At 63.0% G+C, this 23,474-nt stretch carries 19 protein-coding genes; 15 read left to right on the top strand and 4 right to left on the bottom strand.

Features of this window, described 5'->3' with window-relative positions; translation table 11 throughout:
- Positions 1-3: 3 nt before the first annotated feature.
- The 15 genes from QQK16_RS02860 (at position 4) to QQK16_RS02790 (ending at position 18,900) form a co-directional block, all read left to right on the top strand.
- The gene (locus tag QQK16_RS02860; protein WP_284194913.1) at positions 4-1,176 is read left to right on the top strand and encodes an acyl-CoA dehydrogenase family protein; all 1,173 of its coding nucleotides are present in this window, start codon (positions 4-6) and stop codon (positions 1,174-1,176) included.
- A gap of 149 nt (positions 1,177-1,325) precedes the next feature.
- Positions 1,326-4,163 carry an aminotransferase class III-fold pyridoxal phosphate-dependent enzyme gene (locus tag QQK16_RS02855; protein ID WP_284194912.1) on the top strand — a complete coding sequence of 946 codons (2,838 nt, stop codon included), beginning with the start codon at positions 1,326-1,328 and terminating at the stop codon, positions 4,161-4,163.
- Positions 4,164-4,177: 14 nt separating this feature from the next.
- Entirely contained in the window at positions 4,178-5,314 is a 1,137-nt protein-coding gene (locus QQK16_RS02850) for a hypothetical protein (RefSeq protein WP_284194911.1), read from the top strand.
- Positions 5,315-5,379: 65 nt separating this feature from the next.
- Positions 5,380-6,174: an outer membrane lipoprotein-sorting protein gene (locus QQK16_RS02845; RefSeq protein WP_284194910.1), complete on the top strand. Its 795-nt coding sequence runs from the start codon at positions 5,380-5,382 to the stop codon at positions 6,172-6,174.
- Positions 6,175-6,184: 10 nt separating this feature from the next.
- A complete protein-coding gene (locus QQK16_RS02840) occupies positions 6,185-7,609 on the top strand; it encodes an ABC transporter permease (protein ID WP_284194909.1) in 1,425 nt (474 codons plus the stop codon).
- On the top strand, positions 7,606-8,874 hold the full coding sequence (locus QQK16_RS02835; RefSeq protein WP_284194908.1) for an ABC transporter permease: 1,269 nt from the start codon (positions 7,606-7,608) through the stop codon (positions 8,872-8,874). The genes QQK16_RS02840 and QQK16_RS02835 overlap by 4 nt, the downstream gene beginning before the upstream one ends.
- Positions 8,875-8,944: 70 nt before the next feature.
- Positions 8,945-9,661 carry an ABC transporter ATP-binding protein gene (locus QQK16_RS02830; RefSeq protein WP_284194907.1) on the top strand — a complete coding sequence of 239 codons (717 nt, stop codon included), beginning with the start codon at positions 8,945-8,947 and terminating at the stop codon, positions 9,659-9,661.
- Positions 9,651-10,883, top strand: coding sequence for a hypothetical protein (locus tag QQK16_RS02825; RefSeq protein WP_284194906.1), 1,233 nt, complete (start codon positions 9,651-9,653; stop codon positions 10,881-10,883). The genes QQK16_RS02830 and QQK16_RS02825 overlap by 11 nt, the downstream gene beginning before the upstream one ends.
- 65 nt (positions 10,884-10,948) lie before the next feature.
- Positions 10,949-11,977, top strand: coding sequence for an SAM-dependent methyltransferase (locus QQK16_RS02820; protein ID WP_284194905.1), 1,029 nt, complete (start codon positions 10,949-10,951; stop codon positions 11,975-11,977).
- A 50-nt stretch (positions 11,978-12,027) separates the two neighbouring features.
- Positions 12,028-14,766 carry a PEP/pyruvate-binding domain-containing protein gene (locus tag QQK16_RS02815; RefSeq protein WP_284194904.1) on the top strand — a complete coding sequence of 913 codons (2,739 nt, stop codon included), beginning with the start codon at positions 12,028-12,030 and terminating at the stop codon, positions 14,764-14,766.
- The gene (locus tag QQK16_RS02810) at positions 14,760-15,068 is read left to right on the top strand and encodes a hypothetical protein (protein WP_284194903.1); all 309 of its coding nucleotides are present in this window, start codon (positions 14,760-14,762) and stop codon (positions 15,066-15,068) included. The genes QQK16_RS02815 and QQK16_RS02810 overlap by 7 nt, the downstream gene beginning before the upstream one ends.
- Positions 15,035-15,838 carry a 4'-phosphopantetheinyl transferase family protein gene (locus QQK16_RS02805; protein WP_284194902.1) on the top strand — a complete coding sequence of 268 codons (804 nt, stop codon included), beginning with the start codon at positions 15,035-15,037 and terminating at the stop codon, positions 15,836-15,838. Before QQK16_RS02810 ends, QQK16_RS02805 begins: the two co-directional genes overlap by 34 nt.
- A gap of 4 nt (positions 15,839-15,842) precedes the next feature.
- On the top strand, positions 15,843-17,567 hold the full coding sequence (locus tag QQK16_RS02800) for an acyl-CoA dehydrogenase family protein (protein WP_284194901.1): 1,725 nt from the start codon (positions 15,843-15,845) through the stop codon (positions 17,565-17,567).
- Between the two features lie 104 nt (positions 17,568-17,671).
- Positions 17,672-18,226: a hypothetical protein gene (locus QQK16_RS02795; RefSeq protein WP_284194900.1), complete on the top strand. Its 555-nt coding sequence runs from the start codon at positions 17,672-17,674 to the stop codon at positions 18,224-18,226.
- 2 nt (positions 18,227-18,228) lie between these two features.
- Complete coding sequence (locus tag QQK16_RS02790) at positions 18,229-18,900, top strand: GNAT family N-acetyltransferase (protein WP_284194899.1); 672 nt, start codon at positions 18,229-18,231, stop codon at positions 18,898-18,900.
- Positions 18,901-19,071: 171 nt separating this feature from the next.
- Here the strand turns inward: QQK16_RS02790 and QQK16_RS02785 are convergent, their stop codons facing one another.
- Genes QQK16_RS02785 through hemC form a run of 4 tightly spaced genes read right to left on the bottom strand, consistent with a single transcriptional unit; the run spans position 19,072 to position 23,457 of the window.
- Entirely contained in the window at positions 19,072-19,515 is a 444-nt protein-coding gene (locus QQK16_RS02785; protein ID WP_284194898.1) for a DUF2214 family protein, read from the bottom strand.
- Entirely contained in the window at positions 19,512-20,726 is a 1,215-nt protein-coding gene (locus QQK16_RS02780; protein WP_284194897.1) for a heme biosynthesis HemY N-terminal domain-containing protein, read from the bottom strand. Before QQK16_RS02780 ends, QQK16_RS02785 begins: the two co-directional genes overlap by 4 nt.
- Positions 20,723-22,522 carry a uroporphyrinogen-III C-methyltransferase gene (locus QQK16_RS02775; protein ID WP_284194896.1) on the bottom strand — a complete coding sequence of 600 codons (1,800 nt, stop codon included), beginning with the start codon at positions 22,520-22,522 and terminating at the stop codon, positions 20,723-20,725. Before QQK16_RS02775 ends, QQK16_RS02780 begins: the two co-directional genes overlap by 4 nt.
- A gap of 5 nt (positions 22,523-22,527) precedes the next feature.
- On the bottom strand, positions 22,528-23,457 hold the full coding sequence (gene hemC, locus QQK16_RS02770) for a hydroxymethylbilane synthase (RefSeq protein WP_284194895.1): 930 nt from the start codon (positions 23,455-23,457) through the stop codon (positions 22,528-22,530).
- Between the last annotated feature and the right edge of the window lie 17 nt (positions 23,458-23,474).

Genomic DNA, 23,474 nt, shown 5'->3' with positions numbered 1-23,474 from the left:
ACCATGGATTTTTCGCTTAATGCACAGCAAGCCGCCATCCAGCGCGGCATTGCCGAGATCGCCGCAGAACTGGCCGATCCCCAACTGACCCAGCGCGACCTGGCTGCGGCGTTTTCCCGACCGCTCTGGCAGGTGCTGCACCGGCACGGTTTCAGCAGCCTGTTTGTCGATACCGAGCGAGGCGGGTTGGGCTATGGCGCCCTCGATGCCGCCCTGGCCCTGGAGGCATTGGGGCAGCATTGCCAGGACACCGGCCTGGTATTCGCGCTGTCGGCCCATCTGTGTGCCTGCCTGCATCCCTTGCTCAAGTATGGCAAGCCGGCGCAGTTGGAGCGGTGGCTGCCTCGGGTCATGCAGGGGCAGATAGGCGCCCATGCGGTGACCGAGGTTGAGGCCGGCTCGGATGTGTTCGCCATGCAGACCCAGGCGAAGAAGGAGGGGCCGGGCTATGTGATCAATGGCAGCAAGTGCTACATCACCAATGCACCGGTGGCGGACTTCCTGCTGGTCCATGCCCGTACCGGCCCGGGCCAGGGATATTTCGATTTCAGTACCTTTATCCTGCCGGCCGATGCGCCGGGGGTCAGCATCAGCGCGGTGCCGCACGAGAAGCTGGGGCTGCGCACGGCGGCTATGGGCGATATCCGCTTTGAACATGTCTGGGTGCCCGAGGAGGACCGTATCGGCGCCGAGGGCAGTGGTGGCCCGATCTTCCAGGTATCGATGGAGTGGGAGCGTACCTGTCTGTTTGCCCTGTACCTGGGGGTGATGCAGCGCCAGCTGGAACTTTGCGCGACCCGTAGCGAGTCGCGGCAGCAGTTCGGCCAGGCCATTTCGGCCTACCAGGCTGTCAGTCACAAGCTGGTTGATATGTCGCTGCGGCTGGAGTCGGCTCGGCTGGCCATCTACAAATCGGCCTGGTTGCTGGACCAGGGCCGGCCGGACAGCGCCTGTGCGGCCATGGCCAAGCTGCTGGTGTCGGACGCGGCCATGCAGAACGGCCTGGCGGCCGTCCAGATTCATGGTGCCCAGGGAATACTCTGCGGCGAGATAGAACGGCAGTTGCGCAATGCCATGCCGGCCAGCGTGTTCTCCGGCACGACAGAAGTCCTCAAGAACAACCTTGCCCGCCAATTGCGGTCGGCAGTGTCGATACGCCAGGCATCCAGCCAATAAGAGCCGCTAACAAAACCCATCTGGTGTTGTTGTGCGAGCTCGCCGTACCCACGTACTGCCATCGCTCGCACGCCTAACCAGAGCCGCTACGCTCGGTTTTGTTAGCCGCTCTAAATACCTAGCCAAACAAGCAAGAAGGAACGAGGAAGATGGAAAAGCTGGTCGGTCAGAGTGTGATGGGTAAGGAAGCCCTGCTGCAGGCAGCCGGCCTGCTGGTAGATTTCAGCAAGGCCGAGGGCGATATGCTCTATATGGAGGGCGGCGAAGACGGCGAAACCGGGCTGACCCCCATACTGGACATGGTGGGGGGCTTTGGTTCCACCCTGCTGGGACATAACCACCCGGAGATACGCCAGGCGCTGGAGCAATGCGTGGCGGCAGGTCGTCCCATCCATGCCCAGGGTGCCAGGCGCGGCCAATCGGTGGCCTTGCGTGAAGCCTTGGCAAACAGCTTGAAGCGCCACTGTGGGCGCGATTACCAGATTGTGGTGCTCAATACCGGCACCGAGGCGGTCGAGGCGGCCATCAAGCATGCCCAGTATGAGTATGCCCGTCGCCTGCAGCGCATGGCCGACGAAGCGGCGGATAGCGTACGCATGCTGCAGATCAAGCTGGAACGCGGTGAACTGGAGATCAGCGAGGCGTTTCTGCTGCAGTGTGAACGGGTGCTCCAGCAAGAGCCGCTGGACGACCTGGATGCGCTGTTGACGGCCTTGGCACACCGCAATCAGCAAGCCTTCAATCGCCATGAGTTTGTGGCGGCCTTCAAGGGGGCCTTCCACGGCAAGACCCGTGGTTCCTTGGCGCTGACCTGGAACCGCGATGCCCGCCTGCCCTTTATCCGCAACAATCCTGATGCAGTGTTCATTGACGATTGCGCGGCATTTGCCGACCTGCTGGCTAGCCGCCGGCAGTGTTACTACCAGTTTGCCTTTGCGCCGTTGCGGTTGGAAGTACGCCAGTTCAACACCCTGGCGGCCCTGATATATGAGCCCATACAGGGCGAGGGCGGGATTGTGGAGGTGAGTGCCGAGCGTCGCGCCCTGCTGCTGCGTATCAAGGCCGAGCACCCTGAGGTGGCCATCATTGCCGACGAAATACAGTGTGGCCTGGGCCGTTCGGGCAGCTTTCTGGAGAGCCATGCGCAGGGCCTGCCCAACGACTATCTGACCTTCTCTAAATCGCTGGGTGGCGGATACGCCAAAATTTCGGCACTGGCGATAGCCGCCGACCGCTACCGCAATGAGTTCAGCATGCTGCACAGCTCGACCTTTGCCGAGGACGATCTGTCGACCACCCTGGCCAAGCGTACGCTGGAGATCATTGAGCGTGATGGTCTGCCTGCACGCTGTGCGCAACTGGGCACCGCCCTGACCGAATCCCTGCAGGCCTTACAGCGCAAATGGCCTGGCGTGATCAAGGATGTGCGCGGCAAGGGCACGATGCTGGGGTTGGAGTTGCAGGACCTGTCGGCTCATCCCTCGGCGGTACTGTCCAGCCTGGCGCAGGACGGCATGCTGAGCATGATCTGCGCGGGCTATCTGCTGCATCGCCGGCAGATACGGGTGCTGCCTTCGCTGGGCAAGCGCGGTGTACTGCGGCTGGAGCCCTCGGCTTACTTCCGCCCTGAGTACATCCCGCAGCTGCAGGCGGGCTTGGATGATCTGTGTGCCTTGCTGGCCGGTGATGATGTGGCGGGCTTGCTGGCCTATCTGATCGAGCCCGGTGCAGCAGGACGGCAGCCGGCCAAGGCTAACGCCCCTTTGTTGCATCCGCAGCGCGAGCCGGCGGAGGCGGTAGCCATGGAAAAGGTGGGTTTTATCGCCCACCTGATCGACACCAGCAGTTTGCTGGAGTGGGATCCGTCGCTGGCCGCCTTTGACGAGGATGAGCTGTGCCGCCTGCGGGAACAGATACAGTCCACCCTGGAGCCGCAGCGCATCGTACGGCGGCAGGTGCGCTCGCCATTGGGCAAGCAGGTGGAGGTCATACTCTACGGCATCCTGATGGATGCGGAGACGATAGAGGACGACATCCGCTTCAACAAATCGGACCGTATCCGCAAGCAGGTGCTGACTGCCTACGACCTGGCCCGCCAGGATGGCTGCTCCATGGTCGGTTTCGGCGGCTACACCTCCATCGTGACGGCCAACTGCAGTGAATTCGACTACAGTTTTCCTGCCGTGACCTCGGGTAATGCGCTGACCGTGGCGACCAGTTTGGCCACCTTACGCCACAGTGCCGCCGCGCATGGCCTGCGGCTGGGCGAGGCACACGTGGCGGTGGTGGGGGCCACTGGGAATATCGGCATGGTGCATGCCGCCCTGATCGCCCATGAGTGTGCCCGTCTGACCCTGGTGGGGCGTGCTGGCGCGGGATCCCGCCTGGCTGCTGTGGCTGACTATGTGGTGCGTGACCTGGCCGAGCAGGTGGAGGCAGAGGCCGCTGGTGGCGGTTTGCTCAAGCAGCGCTTTGCCCAGCATTATCAGCACGCGCTGCGCGATGGCATGGCATCCGAGAACGCAATGGTCGCTGCCATGCATCATCTGATGGCGGAAGGCCTGCTGGCCTACAGCGAGGAAACCCACAGCTGCCGGGCGGCCGATATCGTGGTCAGTGCCTCCAACAGCAGCAAGCCTTTCCTTGATGCCAGCCACTTCGCCGCTGACAAGCCGGTGTTGATCAGTGATATCGCCATACCGGGGGACGTAGTCCGCGATCTGTCGCAGAAGGTGCCCAGCCTGCGGCTGATACGGGGGGGCGTGGTCAGCATGCCGCACAACCCCGACTTTGACCTGCCTGGCATACAGCTTGGCCGTGGCCAGGTTTACGCCTGTGCCGGTGAGACCCTGTTGCTGGGGCTGGCAGGCATCAAGTCAGACTACAGCAAGGGGGCGGTGACGACCCGCCAGGTACGCGAAATCGAGGCGCTGGCGCGCATGCACGGGTTTGAGTTGAACCGTGAGAAGTTGGTGAGCGTGTTTTGAACCTGCACGACACCATGCTAATTGCTGAAAAGATCAAGCGCGCTGCCGATCTGGCCAGGCTGGCGCCGTCGTCGCACAACTGCCAGCCATGGCAGGTGTGCAGCTTCGAGCCGGACTTCTATTTCACCCACCTGGACCTGGTTCCCGGAGCCCATCGCGACCTGAGACAGGTGTTGGTACTGGGGCTGGATCGTGAACGCTGCCTGACGGCCTTGCCCTCGCTGCGGCGTGAAATGCGCATGAGTGCAGGAGCCTTTGCCACGCTTTTCTACAACTTCCTGCGCTTGCAGGGCGTGATGGTGGAGGCTCGCCTGGTGCCTGAGCATAGTGCGGCGTTGACCGAGCTGGGCGCCCTGCAACTGCATCATTGCGAGCCCCTGTTGGTGTTGCTGCTGGGGGCGGTGGAGCAAGCGCCGCAAGCGGAAGCGCTGGCACGGCTGCAGCAACTGGTGGAAAGCCGGCGCACCCTGCGGACGCCTTACAAGCGGCCAGTTCGGGGCGGCCCCGCACCGTCGCTTCCGACCGTGCTGCCTTACCGCCTTCAGGACGACGGCCCGTTACGCTGGACACACTGCGACAACAGCATCGATATCGAGCGGCTGGCGCGGTTCGTGGGCCAGTATGCCGAGCGCGATTTCAGCGACAGCCGCGCCTGGCGGGAGACCTACCGTTATATCGACTTTTCGGCCCGCAGCGGGGTGATAGAGGGCGAGGGATTCAATATTCAGCAACTGACCGGCCCCTTGCCGGCATGGAAGCGCTGGGCCTATCGCGCTGCCCTGGCGCCTGCCCTGCTACCCCTGACGGCGAGGTTTGGCCTGACTCGCAATATCGCCAGCCAGTTGGGCGGGTTGGTACGCAACAGCGCCGCGCTGTGCTACCTGAGCTATGCCGGCAGCCCGGCCAGGGCGGCTGAGCAGCAGCTACTGGCCGGTGAGGCCATGCTGGATTTATGGCTGGCTGCCACCGATAGGGGCATGGCACTGCATCCGGTCAGCGTGGTGCTACAGCACAGCGAGATACGCGAGCGGCTGGAGTGCCTGCTGGCCGAGCCCGATGAGATCTGGTTCTTTGCTCGCCTGGGTGAGCCGATACAGCCGCCCACCACTGAGTTCCGCTACCGCCGCGCGGTGAGTCCGCTGGCATGTTGAGCTCCGTTTGCCACCTGCGGCGCAGCCGCACCGTGCACCCATCATCATTCCGTTGGAAAGACAGCATGGCTACATATCGCACCCTTACCGTTCCCCTGGCATTGCTGCTGAGCCTCGCGGCCCATGCCAGTGCCGCGGACAGCCTGCCCCTACAGCAATGGATCAAGCAGGCAGAGACCATACTGCGCGGCGATACATCGGCCGCCATCATGAGCATGAAGATCAAGAAGGAAGCCTATCAGCGTGAGTATGACCTGATGGTGCTGACGGACGACAGGGCAGAATCGAGCAAGGTCCTGATCAAGATGCTGGGACCGGCACTGTGGCGCGGCAATGCCACGGTGAAGGTGGACGACAAGATCAGTTTCTACGACCCACGCAACAGCCGGGTCACGGTCATGGGCAGCTCCATGCTGGGTGACAACTGGATGGGCAGCCACTTCAGCAATGACGACCTGATGCGGGAGACGGATCTGTCACGCCACTACGACTACCAATTGCTGCAGCAACAGACCGGACAGGAGGAGGGCATAGGGGCGGTCCGCCACTACACCATCAAGCTCAGTCCCAAGCCGACTGCACCCGTGGCCTGGGGCAAGGTGGTGTACCAGCTGTACCTGGATGGCCAGCAACGGGCATATCCCAAGCAGCTTGATTACTTCCAGCGTGCTGACGACGCTCAGGCTGCGCGCACGCTCAGTTATTCGGCGCTGAAGGCCATGGACGGCAAGACCGTGCCTACCCGCATGACCATGCTGCTGCCGGCCAAGCGGGGTGAGTTCACCGAGATCGAGTATCGCAAGCTGAAGTTCAACGTGAAGGTGTCCGCCGAGAACTTCGGCGAACGCGCCTTGCAATAGGAGACGGTGCATGAACGCCATTGCAAGGATTGCTTTTCGTAACTTGGGCCGTAACCGGCGCCGCTCCTTGATCACCGGCGCGGGTATCGCACTGGGGGTAGGCATGTGCATTGCCGTGCTGGGCATCATGGAGGGGCTCAGTGCGGAATTGATCAACGGCACTACTGATGGGCAATTGGGCCATATCCAAGTGCACCATCCCGACTACCTGTCGCGCCGGCAATTGCTCAAGACCGTGCAGCAGGCGCCGGCACTGAGCGAGAAGGTGGCAGCGCAGCCGGGTATTGCGGCAGTCAGTGGCCGCCTGTATGGCTGGGCCTATCTCAGCTATCGCCAGCGTGCCATCGGCGTGCAGTTGTTGGGCGTGGACCCGGTGCATGAGGGGGCGGTGACCCGTATGCCACTGCAGATCGTGGCGGGTGGATTTCTACCGGCCGCCCCCACGCCTTGGCCGGCTGGCAAGCAGCTGACCGAGGCGCAGGCGGCCCAGGACAGGGCGTTGACCGAGCAGGCCATTGCCAGCGCCTTCGACCAGATCGAGCAACTGGATGCGGCACCCACTGCTGCGGCACCGGCCGGGCTGGCGGCGCAGACCCAAGCCATTGTCGAGCAGATAGCCCCGACCCCCAGCAAGCCTCCCGCCGTGGTTTTGGGCAACAAGCTGGCCCGCAATCTGGGCGTGCGGCCTGGTGATCTGGTGACGGTGCTGTACGAGAACGCGCAAGGCGCCCAGCTATCGCTGCAGGTTCAGGTGGTGGGGATAAGCCGTACCGGTACCGACCTGCTGGACCGTACCCGCGCCTTGCTGCATCTGGCGGACTTGCAGCAGATGCTGGGCCTGCAGGAGCAGGTGCATGAACTGGCCATACGGGTGCAGCAGCCACAGCAGGCGCAGGCGCTCGCGGCCGGCCTGCAGCAGGTATTGAGCGGTGGCCAGGACTTGTCGGTGCAGGATTGGGCGGCGTTGCGGCCGGACATCCTGGCCTTGATCACCTCCAACCGCATGCTGATGGGCAGTTTGGTTTTCATCGTGTTTCTGATTGCCGGTAGCGGCGTGCTCAACACCATGTTGATGAGCGTGCTGGAGCGGCAGAAGGAGTTGAGCATGATGAAGGCACTGGGCTTGTCGGCACCGGGCGTGACCTGGCTGGTACTGCTGGAAACCCTGTTGCTGACCCTGCTGGCCACAGCAGCGGGCTTGGTGCTGGGGTTGGGGCTGATTCTGTACCTACAGCAGGTGGGCTGGGATATCCGCAGCTTTGGCGAGTTCTCGCTGTCCGGGGTGGAAGTGGCGCCGGTACTGCGGGCTGAACTGACGGCCAGCGGTGTTGTGATTCCCTTGGTAGCCATGTGGCTGATCGCCATCCTGGCAGCGCTGCACCCGGCCATCCGGGCGGCGCGTATCTCACCGGCTCTGGGCATGAGGTCTGCATGAAACTGGAACGTAAACTTGCCATGCGCAATCTGTTGCGCAACCGTCAGCGCAGCCTGCTGACGTCCATCATGATCGTGGCCACCGTCAGCCTGATGATCCTGTTCCAGGGATTGTCGGACGGCGGTCATCGGGCCATGGTCGATATCGGCATCAAGATGGGCCTGGGCCATGTGCTGGTGTACCAGCAGGGCTACAACGATGATCCCTCGCTGGAACACCTGCTGGTAGATGCCGCCGACACGGGGCAGCAGCTGCAGCAAAGTGTGCCCGAGCTGACCCATATGGTGCGGCGCCTGCACCTGAATGGCCTGATACAGGCAGGTGCCAATGGCGTGCCCATCACGCTGGCAGGGGTGGACCCGGGCCTGGAAGTGCAGGTGTCGCGCATCGCCGACCGCAAGTCGATGATGGCTGGCCAGACCCTGGCCGAGCTGCCACGCGAGCGCTCAGGCAATGGCTTGCCCGGCATCGTGATAGGTGAGCAGTTGGCGCGCAATCTGGAAGTGGGGCTGGGCGACCGGGTCACTGTCAGCGTCAAGCCCAAGGGGAGCTCCGATCTGTCGCGCGAGGCCTTCCTGGTCACCGGTATCTTCAAGACCGGCATGCAGGAGCTGGATGCCTTCTGGGCCGAGTTGGACATTGCCGATGCACAGCGGCTGGCCAGGCTTGGGCAAGAGGTGAGCGTGCTGGCGCTGTATCTCGATGACGTGGAGAAGGTGGGGCCGGTGGCGGCCAGGTTGGCTAGCCAGTTGCCGGCTGGCAAGTACGAGGTACTGCGCTGGGATCAGGTCGCGCCGGAGCTGCATTCGGCGGTGATGTTGGATGCGGCGGGCATGTACCTGTTGATGGTCATCGTCTTTGTGGTGGTGGCCGCTGCCATCCTCAACACCATTTTGATCTCGGTGATGAAGCGTACCCGCGAGTTCGGGGTCATGCTGGCGCTGGGGGCCAGCCCCGCACTGGTGGTGCGGGTGGTGTTCTGGGAGGCCCTGTTCCTGGCGCTGTTCTGCATCGCACTGGGCGGTGCCCTGGGGTATGCCGGCCACTATCACTTTGCCACCGAGGGGCTGAACTTCCGCGAGGTGTTCGGTACCACGCTGGAGGCTGGAGGTGTGCTGCTGCCCGATCGTTTCTTCTCCTTCATTTACCCCGGCAAGTTGGCCTTCAGCCTGTTGTTCGTGCTGTTGCTGACCTTGCTGGTCACCATCTATCCGGCCATCCGGGCCAGCCGGCTGGCGCCGGTGGAGGCGACACGACATGGCTAGGCCCACAGCAGGCAAGACAGCAGCGCTGGATGCGCCTGGCAGTGCATCCTCAACGAAAAAGGCGACCACTATGGCGAATACAAGCGTGATCAGGCTCGAACAGGTAGGCAAGGTATTCGAGCAGAAGAAACAGCGTTTTCAAGCGCTGAAGCAGATAGACCTGACGGTGGAGTCCAGTGAGTTCGTGGTGATTGCCGGGCCGTCGGGTTCCGGCAAGACCACCTTGCTGAACCTGATCGGACTGCTGGATCAGCCCAGCTCCGGCAAGCTGTTCTTCAACGGCCGCGATCTGTCGCAATGCTCCAGTACCGAGCTGGCACAGCTGCGCCGCGACCAGATCGGCTTTGTGTTCCAGGCCTACAACCTGATGCCGGTGCTGACTGCGCTGGAGAACACCGAGATGGTGATGGAGTTTCGCGGCATGGCAGCCGACAAGCGCCGCGCTGCGGCCCGCAAGACCCTGACGGCACTGGGGCTGGGGGAGCTGATGGATCGCTATCCCGACCAGTTGAGCGGTGGCCAGCAGCAACGCGTAGCCGTGGCCCGCGCAGTGGCGGGCGAGCCCATGCTGGTGATCGCCGACGAGCCGACGGCCAACCTGGATTCACGTACGGCCGAGAGTCTGATGGACCTGATGTCGCAGTTGAATCGCGAGCATGGCATCACCTTTATCTTCAGTTCGCATGATCCACGGGTGATCTCGCGGGCCAAGCGGGTGATTTCGCTGTGCGATGGCAGCATCGTCGCCCCGGTTTCGCAGGCCGTCGAATTCAGCCATGCCGTTTGAGGTGGTGCTTAGGCGGCACAGCCTGGGGGCGGGCCTGGTCTTGCTGCTGGCGGGCCAGGGTGCCGCGCAGGCGGACAATGCCCTGTTTGCCGATGAGCTGGGTGGCCGCGAAGCCCGCCTGGGCGGCGTCTTGAAGCTGGGTAGCACGCTGGTGGACGAGCCGGAACGTGAGCGTGCCTACCTCAGCAGCGGCTTTGCCCGGCTGGAGTATGAGCAGCCCCTGGGGCCGTCCGGCAAGCTGATTGCCCATGGCCAGCTGGACCTGCTGGCAGCGTCGGACCGGCGCCTGTACCAGGCCATGCGTGACCAGCCTGGGCCGGTGGACCGCTCGCTGACCCTGCACAAGCGGCTGGAGCATGGCCACCAGCACCAATGGCGCGCCTCGCTGGACTGGCTTTATTACCAGCACGACTGGGAAGGCGGGCGGCTGACGCTGGGGCGCCAGCCGGTGAGCCTGACCCAGGGCCGTATCTGGTCGCCGGCCGATCTGCTGGCACCGTTTGCCCCCGGTGACCTGGAGCGCTTGTACAAGCCCGGTGTGGATGGGATACGGCTGGCCTGGTCGGCCACGGCGGATTTGAATCTGACCAGCATGGTGACCAGTGCGAAGGTGCAGGGCGAGGGTAGCCATGCCAATTTTCTGCAGCAGGCCGATTGGGCGGACGAGCGGGGCAAGACTACCTTGCTGCTGAGCTATCGCGATGGCCAGCGCAGCGTGGCACTGAGTCGTCAGCATAACAATCTGCTGGCTGGGGCCGATGTCTATGGCGAGCTGGCAGCCAGCCGGCTGGAAGCGCGCAGTGCGCAGCTCTGGCGGGATCGCACGGCTGTGCGGGCGGTGGTGGGGCTCAATCGCAAGGTGGCGGAGAACACCTTGCTGACGCTGGAGTACTTCTATCAATCGCTGGGCGTGACCGAGCCTGCCGACTATGCGGCATTTGAGCAGCGTGCAGCCCAGACCGACCTGCCGGCCATGGGGCTGGGCCGCCATAAGCTGGGCATGGCCTTGAGCCGCCAGGTTTCGACCTTGCTGAGCCTGGAAGGGCAGTGGCAGGCCAATCTGAATGATGGCAGTAGCGCGGTGTCTGGCCTGCTCAAGTACTCGTTGCAGAAGGATCTGGAGTTACGGGCCGCCTTCAGTCTGGCCGTGGGCGGCAAGCGGGACAGCGAATACCGGCGTCTGGGCAACGCCTGGCAACTGGGCATGTTTTATTACTGGTAGGACCGATGGAAACGTCGGGTCGGCAGCCAAGCCGGCCCTGGGGATGGACAACAACAGGAGGCGCCATGCGGCTGAACACACTAAAAAAACTGGTGTTCGACAAGAACATCTTCGGCTTTCTGGGACTGAGCGGCAATATCAACCAGCTCTACAAGACAAGTTTTGCCACGGCTGCCAGCTCGTGCGGCCTGCTTGACTACCTGCACGCCAGGCCGCGTACGCTGGCCGACATCCAGTTGAAGCTGGCTACTGACCATACCCAGCAGGCAGGCCTGGAGGCCTGGTTGGGCTGTGGCGTGCGGTTTGGCGAATTACGCCTGAAGGATGGCCACTACACGCTCAAGGGCAAGCTGTCGCGATCGCTGGCGCAGCCGCGCAATGAAATTGCCGCCGCGACGCTGGAGGAGGTGGTGCGCTACCACTACGATGCCCTGCTGAACGCGCCCAGCCGCCTGCGCAGTGGCCATAAGTACAGCCTGGCGGACCAGGACGGGGAGTTGATCGCCCGCTCCTCGCGCATACTCGAACCCTTTGTGGAAGAGGCCATCGAGTGGGCCTTGCGCGATGGCAAGGTGCAACGGGTGCTGGAGGTGGGCTGCGGCTCGGGCTACTACCTCAAGTATCTGAAGCAACTGTCCCCGAACTTGCAGATAGATGCCATCGACTACCAGCAGGAGGTGGTGGCGTCGGCCAAGGACAATCTCCGCCTGTGGGGCCTGGAGGGCCAGATCGAAGTGAGCTGTTGCGACGTCATGGACTATTCCGCGGCGGGCGCTTACGACCTGATTACCCTGCATAACAACATCTATTACTTCCCGCTGACCGCTCGGATGGCCCTGCTGCGCCACCTGCATGGACTGCTGGCGCCCGGCGGGCAGCTGTTGCTGACCACCAGTTGCCGTGGCGGCAGCCCAGCCATTGCAGCGCTGAACCTGTGGTGGTCGCTGTCGGACGTGAGTGGCGCCCTGCCACACAGGGATGAACTGGTCGGCATGCTGAATCAGGCTGGCTTCAGCCGGGTGGAGGCCCGGCAGATGCTGCCCGGTGAGAGCTACTACGGATTTCTGGCCAAGGCTGACAACACCATTCAATAAGGCAGGGGCGGGCGCACGCAGGTGCACCGTACCCAGGAGCAGGAGGCGCTATGAAACAACTGGAGTCGGTAGTGGGGCTGGAGGCCATCCAGGGCTGGGTGTGCGATTTCGACGAGGGCGCTGCGCTCTCGGTGCAGCAGATAGGGGGCAAGGGGTACAACCTGATACGGCTGCGGCAGTTTGGCTTTACCGTGCCGGAGGGGTTTTGCATCAGCACGGATGCTTACCAGTATTTCATCAAGGAAACAGGGCTGGGGCAGGATATCTATCAGCTGCTGCAGCTGGGGGATGAGACGGTCTACAGCGAGATTGCCGAGTTGATCTGCAAGACTGCCATGCCTGCGCCACTGGCCGAGGCGATATTGACGGCATACCGGCGACTGGGGGCTGCGCTGGTGGCAGTGCGGTCGTCCGGTGTGGACGAGGATGCTGCCGAGCATTCCTTTGCCGGCCAACACGATACCTTCCTGAATATCGCTGAAGCGCAGCTGGTACTCGATAGCGTGCGCGCCTGCTGGGCCTCGATGTGGAACGCCAGTGCCATGGCCTATCGCGCCAGGCAGGCAACGCCGGGCATGCCCCAGGCCATCGGGGTGGTGGTGCAGGCCATGATCAATGGCGAAGCATCGGGGGTGGCATTCAGCGAGAACCCGTTGCAGGGCCAGGCCGATCAGTTGTTGATAGAGGCCTGCGTGGGCTTGGGTGAGGGCCTGGTCTCGGGGCGGGTGGTATCGGACAGCTATGTGCTGGGCAAGTCGCCACTGCAACTGACCAGCAGCCAGATCAACTACAAGCCGACGGCGTTGCAGCGGGGTGAGGATGGCAGCACGGTGGAGCGCGAGCTGGATGCTGCGCTGGCTGTGCGCCCGGCTTTGAGCGAGGCGCAGGCGCTGGAACTGGGGCGGCTGGTTGTGCTGGTGGAGCGCAGCTATGGCAAACCGCAGGACATCGAGTGGACCTGCCGAGCCGGCCAGTTCTTCCTGCTGCAGAGCCGGCCCATCACCACCACGGCAGTGTCGCTCGATAGTGGCTCGCCCCATGTGGGTGAGCCGGATGAAGCCATCGCCAAGCGCATCCTGTGGTCGCGCATGGACATAGGCGAGATATTCACCGGTCGCCTAACGCCGCTGGGGGTCTCCTTTGCCAAGTACTACCAGTACCGGGTGCATCGCGATTGCGGAGTTGGCCTCGGCTTACTGGACCTGGGCAAGGAGGACGAATACATGGGCTATTACAAGGGCCATGTGTACCTCAATGTCGCCTATACCGCCTACCTGCTGGCGCAAACACCGGCGGGCAAGGACCAATCGGTATTCATCAAACGCTTTGCCAGTGCCGAGGTCGATGTAGAGCGCTACCAGAACCCCTACGGCGCGGTACATCACCACGAACGTCACACCCCAGGCAGGACCAATCGTTACTGGCTGCGCAAGACTGCACAGGAACTCCTGGGCGCCAAGGCTCGCGCCAAGCATATGGTGGCATCGCGCTACCAGGAGTTCGACCGGGCCATGGCCATGGATCTGGGCCGGCTCAGCCTGTTTGAGCTGCGCGAGGAAATGACTCATTGCCTGGATTACTTCAAGGCCATGCATGTGGGCTATATGCCCTTCTACATCAATGCCTTCGGTCTGTATGGCGTGCTGGAGGAGCTGTGCCACGCCTGGCTGCCGCAGGATGGCAAGCATCTGCAGAATCGGCTCAAGGGCGATATGTCCAATCTGCGCACGGTGGAATCGGCACGCGATATCTGGCGCCTGTGCAAGGCGCTGGATGCCTACCCCGAGGTCAAGGCGCTGTTCCTGCAGGCCGATGTGGCGGCCATCGAGGCGGCTTTGCCGACGTCCAGCCAGGGCCGTGAGTTTCTCAAGCGTGAGATGTCACCGTTCATGCGCGCCAACGGGGTGCGCGGGCGTGAGGAGATGGAGCTGACCTATCCACGCTGGATTGATGACCCGGGCTATGTGCTGCAGATGATCAAGACCTATCTGGAGCAGGGCTATGAGGTGGAAAACAAGCTGCAGGCCTCCAGCCAGGTACGCAGCGTGGACACCGACAAGCTGCTGGACAGCCTGCCCTGGTTCAAGCGTCTGGTCATGAAGCGGGTGATACGCATGTACAGCGCCTGTAGTCGCATGCGCGAAGAGACCCGTATGAGCATGATTACCTCGATCTGGCTGGTTCGGCGCATTGTGTATGAGCTGGGCAGACGACTGACCGAACAGGGTCTGCTCAAGCATATCGACGAAGTGGCCTATCTGGACTTTGGCGACCTGTTGACCCATGTGAACGACTATGAGACGGCGGAAACCTTGTTCAGCCGCGCCAAGATAGAGCAGGCGCGGCGTCAGCATGTCAGCTATCTGGAGCAGCCCGAACCACCGCTGACCTTTATTGGCAGCGCCCACAATGCCGTGCCGGTCAAATTGCCGGAGGCGGGCGAGCATCTGCAAGGCCTGGGTACGTCCAATGGACGGATATCGGGGCGGGCCAGGGTTATTACCGATCTGCGCCGGGAGGCCGGACTGCTGCAGAAAGGCGAGATCATCGTGGCGCGCTTCACCGATGCCTCCTGGACACCGTTGTTCGCCCTGGCCAAGGGGGTGGTGACCGACATTGGCTCCATGCTGTCGCACAGCTCCATTGTGGCACGCGAGTTTGGCATCCCGTCGGTGGTCAATACCAAGCTGGCGACCGAGCTGATCAAGACCGGTGACTGGATCACCCTGGATGGCGACAGCGGGGTCGTCATCATTGAAAACGACAAAGAGGAGAACACACCATGCTGACCATCATCGACAAGATCAAGCTAAAGGACCCGGCCTACGAGGACGACTTCGTCAAATGGGTGCGTGAGGTGGACTACCTGACCTGCCATGAGTTGCCCAGCGTGCAGTCGTTTTGCGTGCACAAGGTCATGCGTGGTGCGGATTGCGACTTTGTCGAGACCATTACCGTCAGCTCCTGGAAGGCGTTTGAGCAGGACATGGCCAGCCCGCAGTTTGCCGGCCTGGTGGCACGGTTCAGCCAGATGGCCGATGTGAGCGAGCAACTGGTGTGCGATCCGATAGCGCCCGGTTACCGGAAGTAAGTCTTAGCCGGCACGGTGACCCGGCGGAGGCTGGCGTGGTTTGCGCCAGCCTGCCGCTGGCACCCCTACGTGAAGCCTGGCAGGCCGATGGTAGGTTGGCGGCCGGCCTGCCCAGCTGGCTATGTGCTGATGAGATGGGCTTGCTGGCTCAGTTTCCGGTGCAGAAGCGGCAGCTGGAGTGGCTGGCGGGCCGCCTGGCGGCGAAGCAGGCGCTAAGCCACTACCGCAACTGGCTGGATGCCACAGTGCCGCACCCAGCGGGCATGGCCATTCGGCGGCAGCCGGATGGGCGGCCCTTTGTGGATGAGCGCACCTATCTCTCCATCAGCCATAGCCGTTGTCAGGCAGTGGCGGCGGTAGCCAATTGCCCGGTGGGTATCGATGTTGAGTCCTTTGATGCCTTGCAGGCGGGCAGCATTGCCGACCTGCTGGCCGAGCAGGAGGTAGCGGCGGTGGCGGCAGGGCAGGGCTGTGATCGCAGCCAGGCCCGTACCTTGATCTGGTGCCTGAAGGAGGCCTTGTTCAAGGCCTGCGGCCAGCGAGCCTTTGTGCCGTTTGCCAGAGCCATACAGATACTGGACTGGCCGCAGGGAAAGGCGCCGCTTTGGCGGGTGGACAGCCGTGCTGCGGGCCAAGCCTGGACCGAAGAGGTAGCGCCAGCCTGCGACCATTGGCGGGTAGAGACAGTGTGGACCGAGACCAGTGCCCAGGTACTGGTGTATCGGAAAGGGCGGCCTGGTGTCGACCCCATAAAACGAGCGGAGGAATAAGGGAATGAGTTTGAACCGTATCAGTGAGAGCGAGCAGCTGGAAGCCCTGCTGGGTGACCCGTACGCACAGGAGGGGCGTCTGGGATATGCGCTGAGCCATGAATACGATGAGGCGGAGCGGTTTCCCGAGGCCCATATCGACACCCTGCGGGAATTGGGCTGCTTTGCGCATTTTGTGCCTGAGCGCCTGGGCGGCAAGCTGGCCGAGTTTGAGCAGCTGGCGCTGATATGCCGGGTGATTGCCCGGCGCGACCTGACCACGGCCATCGCCTTTGGCCAGACCTTGTTGGGCGCCTTGCCGGTATGGCTGGCAGGGAATGCCCAGCAGCAGGCCAGCCTGCAGCAACAGATGCAGGAAGGTGGGCTGGGCTGCCTGGCACTAACCGAGAAAGCCCATGGCAGCGATATTTTTGCGACCGAGGTCCAGGCACGGCAGGTGGGCGACCAGTTGTACCTGAATGGCAGCAAATGGCTGATCAACAATGGCAGCCGGGGGGTGTCGGCCACGGTGCTGGCCAAGCGCAGCCAGCCCAGTGGGACGTCTGAACTGTGCCTGCTATACCTGCAGAAAGCTCAGATGGACAAGCGGCACTGGCAGCCGCTGGCCAAGATACGGACCCACGGCATACGCGGCGCCGACATCAGTGGGCTGGAGTTCACAGAATGCAAAGTGGCTGCGGACAGCCTGCTGAGCGGTGGCGAGCCGGCGCTGTTTACGGTGATCAAGGGGCTGCAGATATCGCGCATACTGTGTGCCGGTTTCTCGCTGGGTGCCTTGGATACGCTGTTCCGCCTTACCTTGGGTTTCAGCCGGGAAAGAGTGCTGTATGCCCGCACCGTGCTGGAGATTCCTGCTGTGCGGGCTAATCTGGCACAGTGCTATAGCCGTACCTTGATGGCCGACCTGCTGACCCAGGTGGGTAGCCGCGCCATCAGTCATCTGCCAAGCCAGCTCAGTCTTTATTCTGCCATCGTCAAATACCAGGTGCCGACCGAGGCCGAGCAGTTGTGCCAGCAACTGAGCGTCACCCTGGGGGCACGCCACTATCTGCGCGATGCCTACCAGTTCGGCATGTTCCAGAAGTTCATGCGCGATAACCAGGTGGTGAGCCTGTTTGACGGCAGTACCCAGATCAATCTGGGCCTGATTGCCAGCCAGCTGAATGCCCTGAGTGCGGGCCTGCTGGCGCGGCAGGCAGCGCCGGCCGGCATGTCGCATCTGCAGCAGGTGATACCTTTGTTCCAGGTACAGGCGCGTTGTGCCGGGTTCCCTGAGCAGTCGCAACTGGCGCTGAACAACGGTGGACAGGATGCCATCATGGCGGCTTTTCTGGAACTGCTGGCCGAGCCTGCGCGCTTGCGCTGTTGTGCCGAGACCTTGCCCTTGGTGACGAAGCTGCATGTCGGCCTGCTGCAGTTGTTGCGCGAGATACAGGCGCTGGCCCAGCCACCGGCCACACCCATCAACTCGGCCTGCTATATGGATCTGGCCAAGCGTTATGTGCAGTACTTTTCCGGCGCCTGCGCAGTATTGGCCTGGCATTGCAATGACGAGACCCAGGCCCAGGAGTTTGCGGGCTTTGCCTTGCTGCAGGAATATCTGCGCTACCTGTTGGATGTGCCTGTGAGCCCGGCTTGCGCAGCCCGCCATAGCGAGATTGTGGAGATGGCTGTCGCCAAGGTGGATCAGCGCCAGCTGTTGTCACTGAATCGGGTGCAGATCAGTTAGCCTCTTAGCCTCTGTTCAAGGCCTTGGGGCGGGGACGGTGGGGAACTATCGCACCGGCTGGCTGGACTGACACTTTAAACAGAACAGCCAGCCGGAGGATATTCATGCGGCAGATCGTCATTCCATCCCTGTTTCGAGAAGTACTGGGCGAGTCTCAAAGTGTGGTGGAGGTTGCGGCCATATTGCTGGTGAGCCTGGGGCTTACCGGCCTCTTGTGCTTGCTGCATGCCGATGCGGTATTTGCAGTGGCACCCTGGCGCAGCGTGCTGGCCATCTTGCTGGTGCTCGATATCATCGCCGGCTGCATCGCCAATTTCAGTTACTCCACCAACCATTACTACGCTAACAACAGCAAGGCTAGGCTGGTCTTTATTGCCATCCATGTCCACCTGTTGGCGGTTGCCTGGTTGCTGGACCTGGGCTGGCAGCATGCGCTGGTGGTATGGGGCTACACCATGGGTGCAGCCCTGGTGGTGAATGCCCTGCACGGCAATCGACTGCAGCGTTTTACCGCCGGTGTCCTGCTGGTGCTGGGAGTGGCACTGGTGTTGCTGGCACCTGCTGCGCCGTCGTTCTTTATGGTGGTGTCGCTATTGTTCATGATCAAGGTCATGTTCAGCTTCGCGGTTGACCACTACGGCAGCCCGGTGGAGGGCTGAGCATGGATGCCGCACCAGGGGCCAGCCGGGCCTTGCAGTGGCGCGATAAAGCTGCGTTCGTGGCGCTGATGAGCCAGGCTTTTATGCCAGACCCACTGTTCCAGCGCCTGTTTGCGGCGGGCCAGACCGAGGTCGAGGCTAGCCGTAGCAGCCGGGCTTTCCTTGCTTTTCTGTTTGACCAGGCCTTTCTGATGGGCCATCGCTTGCGCGGGCTGTTTGATGGCGACCGATTGTTGGCCTGCTATCTGCTGGAGACCCCTGGCACAAACCTGCTCAGGCGGCTGGCTGGGGGCTGTTGCCTGTTGTTCAAGTCGCTAGGCCTGCCCTGGCGGGTATCGTTTGCCGCCTTTGGCCTGATGAATGCCTATATGCGGGCTACACGACGGGCGGCGCCTGTCGTCCCGCACTATTACCTGCGCATGATAGGGGTGCACGATAGTGTGCGGGGCACCGGCCTGGGTGGCTGTCTGCTGCGAGAAATCATTGCCCAGGCAGAGGCTGATGGGCGCGTACAGGGCCTGGCCTTGGATACCGAAAACCCAGGCAATCTGGCGCTCTACTATCGCTACGATTTTCTGCTGGGTGCAGTACAGGACCTGCGCGGTCTGACTCTCTACTGCCTGTTTCGTCCCAACCGGGGTGTCGGACTGCCCGGCACCAGATCAACAAACTGATTTACATCAGGTAAGTGCACATGGGCAGGTGGGTATGCCTGAATTGCCCTCAGATGTTATGGGGCTAGCCGAGCAAACCCGCCGCTGTCCTAACTGTCGTAACCTTGTTCAAACAGGTGATTTACCGAGCGCCTGCTAAAGGCCGCAGGTAAAAGACGCTGAAGGTGGCGTTCAGAGCCCCACGCCCCGTGCCATCAAGCTGGCCATTATGGGCAGGGCCAGTAGTAGCAGCAATTGCACCCGTATCAGCATGATGACCCGTTTGTACTCAGTCGGTATCAGCAGGCCAGCGCTGCGGGCGGCACGGCTCCAGGCGATGAAGCGCAAGGTGGGGTAGATGGAGAGCAGGCCCAGCAGCACGAAGACGGTGATCTTGAGGTGGAAGACCGGATTCTGTAGGTAAAGTGCCGTGCCTTTCTCGCTATACATGCGGGCAATGCCGGTGGCGATCTGGGTGATGGCGGTGAGACCGTAGATGGCGTCGATGCGGGCCAGCTTGCGTGCCAAGGGGGCGTCTAGCTCAGGCTTTAGCAGCAGATGCTCGGCCAGCAGGCAGGCCATCATTACCATGGCGCCCAGGTAGTGCAGGCTGGCAAGCAGGGCATTGCTCATCATGTACGTTTCTCCAGCAGATCCAGCGCCAGGCCCAGGCTTGCGCGGTAGTGTTCCTCGGCGGACTCGCGCTCGTCCAGTTGTTCCAGCAACTGGCCCAGCTCGGCATGGGCCACCGGGGTGGCGGCTACGGCCACGCTGGCTTCCAGATAGTTGCGGGCTTTGCCCCATAGTGCGGCATCGCGGCACATGCGGCCCAGGGCCAGCAGCAACTGGTGGTCATTGGGGTGGTGGCGCAACCAGTCCTCGGCGCGCGCCAGGCGTTTCACTGCATCGCCCTTGACCCCCAGGCGGCCCAATTCGCCATAGGTTTCCAGCGGTGCCACATCCCAGTTGGCTTCCAGTGCATCGACCAGGATGGACTCGGCCCGTTCGCCCACGCCCGCCCGGATGAATTGCCTGGCAGCGGCGGCGGCCAGCTTGGGCAGCAGCTTTTCGTCCTTGCGCAAGCCATGCCACCAGCGCTCCAGCTCGCTGGCATCCATTGGGTCCAGCTTGAGCTGGTTCAGGCGGGCTTGATTGCGTATGCGGGCGGCGTGGCTGGGGTCCAGCGCGTCGCTTTTCTCCAGCATGTCGGTCAGCTCTATCACCCGGGCTGGATGGTTGTCCTGCTGCCGTATCTTCAGCTCCAGCTTGAGGGCGGCGGTCAGCTTGGGCGACTGGGCGTAGACGCGCTGCAGGGCCACCAGGGCTTCGCGGTTACGATATTGCTCGTACATCATCTCGGCTTCGAGCATGTCCAGCGCCAGCGAGCGGCCACCGCAGGCGACACGGGCCTGTTCGATATATTGGTCGCGCGCGTCGAAATCGCGGCCAAAGTGGGCGGCGCGAGCGGCGATCAAGGTGTCGATCAGCTGCATCTCACGTTCGTCCTCGGCGTCACGCGCCACTTTGATGGCCCTGACCGACTTGTGGTAACGGCCTTCGATCAGGGCGGTGATGGCTTCGCGGCGATAGCGACGGGCGTCGTTGACACGTTTGGCGGCCTTGTAACGGCGTACATTGCGTGGCATGGCCAGCAACCAGTCCACCAGCTTGACCAGGCCGTAGCCACCCAGTACCAGCAGGGCGAACAGCAGCACAAAGGCGTTGAGCGATAGCTCCATGCGCCATGGCGGGAAGAACAGCAGGGCGTAGCCGGTATTGAGGCGGGCAAACATGGCCAGCCCCACGGCCAGCCCGAACAGGGCAATCAGCCAGAACAGGATTCTCACTTGCCTTCCTCCCGGCTGACCTTGCGACGGGCATCCCGCGCGGCATTGAGACTGTCTGACAGGCTGGGCAGCACCTGAGCCGGCTGGGCCGCCTGCAGCTCGCGCAGGGTGGCGAGGGTGGCGACTACCGGCTTGGAACGGGTGTCGAAGTGCTTGCGCAGCGTGCCGTCTGCCGCCTGCAGATCGCGGCGGAAGGTGATTTCATCGCGCTGCAGCAGGGCAAGACGGGCGTTGAGCAGGCGCAGCTTGATCTGCTCACGCAGGTAGACGGCCTGTTCGGGTGCCAGCAGTACCGGGTCGGGTTGGTCTATGCGGCGGATTTCCACCAGGGCGCCCAGTGCCCGGCTCAGATCGCCGAGCAGGCCCTTGCGCTTGTCTGCGTCTGGCTGCACCTGATCCTCGGTCGATTTGGCATCCACGGCCAGTGGCAGTTTATCGATGCCGCCGGCCAGGCTGTCCAGTCGGGCCGACAGGCCGACATAGTCTATCCAGGGCATGCGCTTGAGGGCGTCCAGATCGCGCGCCAGGGCGCGGCGCAGGGGCAGCAGGCGGGGTTGGTCATGGCCTGCCAGCCGCTCGTCCAGGCGATAGAGGGCGGCCAGGGCGGCACCCACATTGCCGGTGAGCTGTAATTGCTGGCTGGCCAGCGAGAGTGTCAGCTCGGCATCGGCCAGCAGGGTTTCCTCCTGATCGCCCATGATGGCGCCGTACAGGGCCTGTTGGTCATCCTGGCGTGCCTGCAGCTCGCCGATACGGTGGTCTATGGTGGCCAGCCTGGCGTCCAGTTGGGACATACGGCCGCCATCGCGGCGCTCGCCAGCCGTGAGCAGGCCCAGGCGGCTCTCCAACTGGCTTAGTTGCTTATCCATGTCGGCCTGCATGTCCTGCCGCTGCAGGTGCTGCCAGGCCAGCGACACGCCAATGGCAATGGCGGCGCCGCCGAGTGCCCAGCGCCATTGGCCGGCGCTGCGGGGGCGTACTGGCTTGCGCGGTGGCTCCATGGCTGGCCGCGGGGGCGGTGTCGGCGTGGCGGCGACATTGCTGCCGGCAAAGCATTCGCTCAGCGAGGCGACGATGCCTGTATCGCCAGCGGCGGTGGTAAATACGCTGGACACGCCATTGCGCCTGGCCGCCTCGGCTATGGCCGGGTGGCTGGCAAAGAACAGGGTGCTGCGCAGCAGGTCGGTCAGGGGCTCGTCGCACAGGCTGAAGAGGTTCTGCACGGCCTCGCTGCTGGTGACGATGACACCATCGCAGCCGCCGGCCAGCAAGGTGGCCAGTTCTTCTCGCGCCATGGTGGGGGGCAGGCGGCGATAGGCCTCGACGATATCGACCTTGGCGCCACGGGCGGCCAGTGTCTCGGCCAGCAGCTCGCGCCCGCCATTGCCACGGAACAGCACGACGCGGCGGCCTTCCATGCGCTGCATGGCGGGGTGTTCCAGCAAGCCTTCGCTATCAAAACGGCTGTCGGGCGAGATGACATCCAGTATGCCCAGCTCGTGGGCACGTTCGCGCGATGCCGGGCCGATGACGGCAGCGGGCAGTTCGGTGGGCCAACGTTGGACGCGGGCGCCGACCTGGTCCAGCGCGGTCGGGCTGATGAATACCGCCAAGTCGTAGTCGTCCAGCCGCGTCAGTGCGGCATCGAGCGCGGCGGGTTCGGCTGCCTCGCCGATGGCGATCATGGGCGCCAGCAGGGGTTCGGCACCGGCCTCAAGCAACAGCGCGGTCAAACGATCGGATTGGTTTTCCGGGCGGGTAACGAGAAAGCGGCGTCGGGCAAGAGGACGGGTCATAGCGTTCAGCTTCTTGGTATCAGCAGGGCACGGGCGCCCTCGGTCAACATCAGGTCGGCCACCTGCCGTCCCAGGCCCTGGGCGGCGGCACGGCTGCCATTGGATTCGGCACGGAGGATCTCGCTGCCGTCGGGGCGTGCCACAAAGCCCCGCATGCGCAGGAAATGCTCGTCCACGATCTCGGCATAGCCGCCCAGCGGTGTTTCACAGGAGCCATCCAGCCGCAGGCTCATGGCCCGCTCGGCGGTGACGCAGTCGGCAGTTTCGGCATGGTTGAGCGGCGCCAGCAGGCCCTGCAGGTCAGCACGATCCGCGCATATCTCTATGCCCAGGGCGCCCTGGCCGGGTGCGGGCAGGCTCTCATCGGTGCTCAAGAGGGCGCGGATACGGTCGCCCAGACCCAGGCGCTTGAGTCCGGCTGCGGCCAGGATGATGGCGTCGTACTCGCCAGCATCGAGCTTGCCCAGGCGGGTCTGCACATTGCCACGCAGCGGTTTGACCACCAGCTCGGGGTAGCGTGCCCGTATCTGTGCCTCGCGCCGCAGGCTGGAAGTGCCGACCACGGCGCCGGCAGGCAAGGCGGCCAGATTATCGTAGTGCTTGGAGACAAAGGCATCGCGCGGGTCTTCCCGCTCGGTGATGGCGGCGATGGCAAAGCCTTCGGGCAGGCGCATGGGCACGTCCTTCATGGAGTGCACGGCAATATCGGCGCGGCCTTCCTGCAAGGCGGTTTCCAGTTCCTTCACGAACAGGCCTTTGCCGCCTATCTTGTTCAACGTTACGTCCAGTATTCGGTCGCCCTGGGTGGTCATGCCCAACAAGGTAACCGTCAGGCCGGGGTGGAGGGCTTCCAGCCGGGCGGCAATGTGGCGAGCCTGCCACAGGGCGAGGGCGGATTCACGGGTGGCAATGACTAGGCGATCGGGGACAGACACAGCGTAAAGTCTCGCAG

Source organism: Chitinimonas prasina, from assembly GCF_030160395.1.
Taxonomy (GTDB): Bacteria; Pseudomonadota; Gammaproteobacteria; order Burkholderiales; family Chitinimonadaceae; genus Chitinimonas; species Chitinimonas prasina.
The sequence above is the reverse complement of the archived record's forward strand: the minus strand, read 5'-3'. Positions and strand labels throughout refer to the sequence as shown.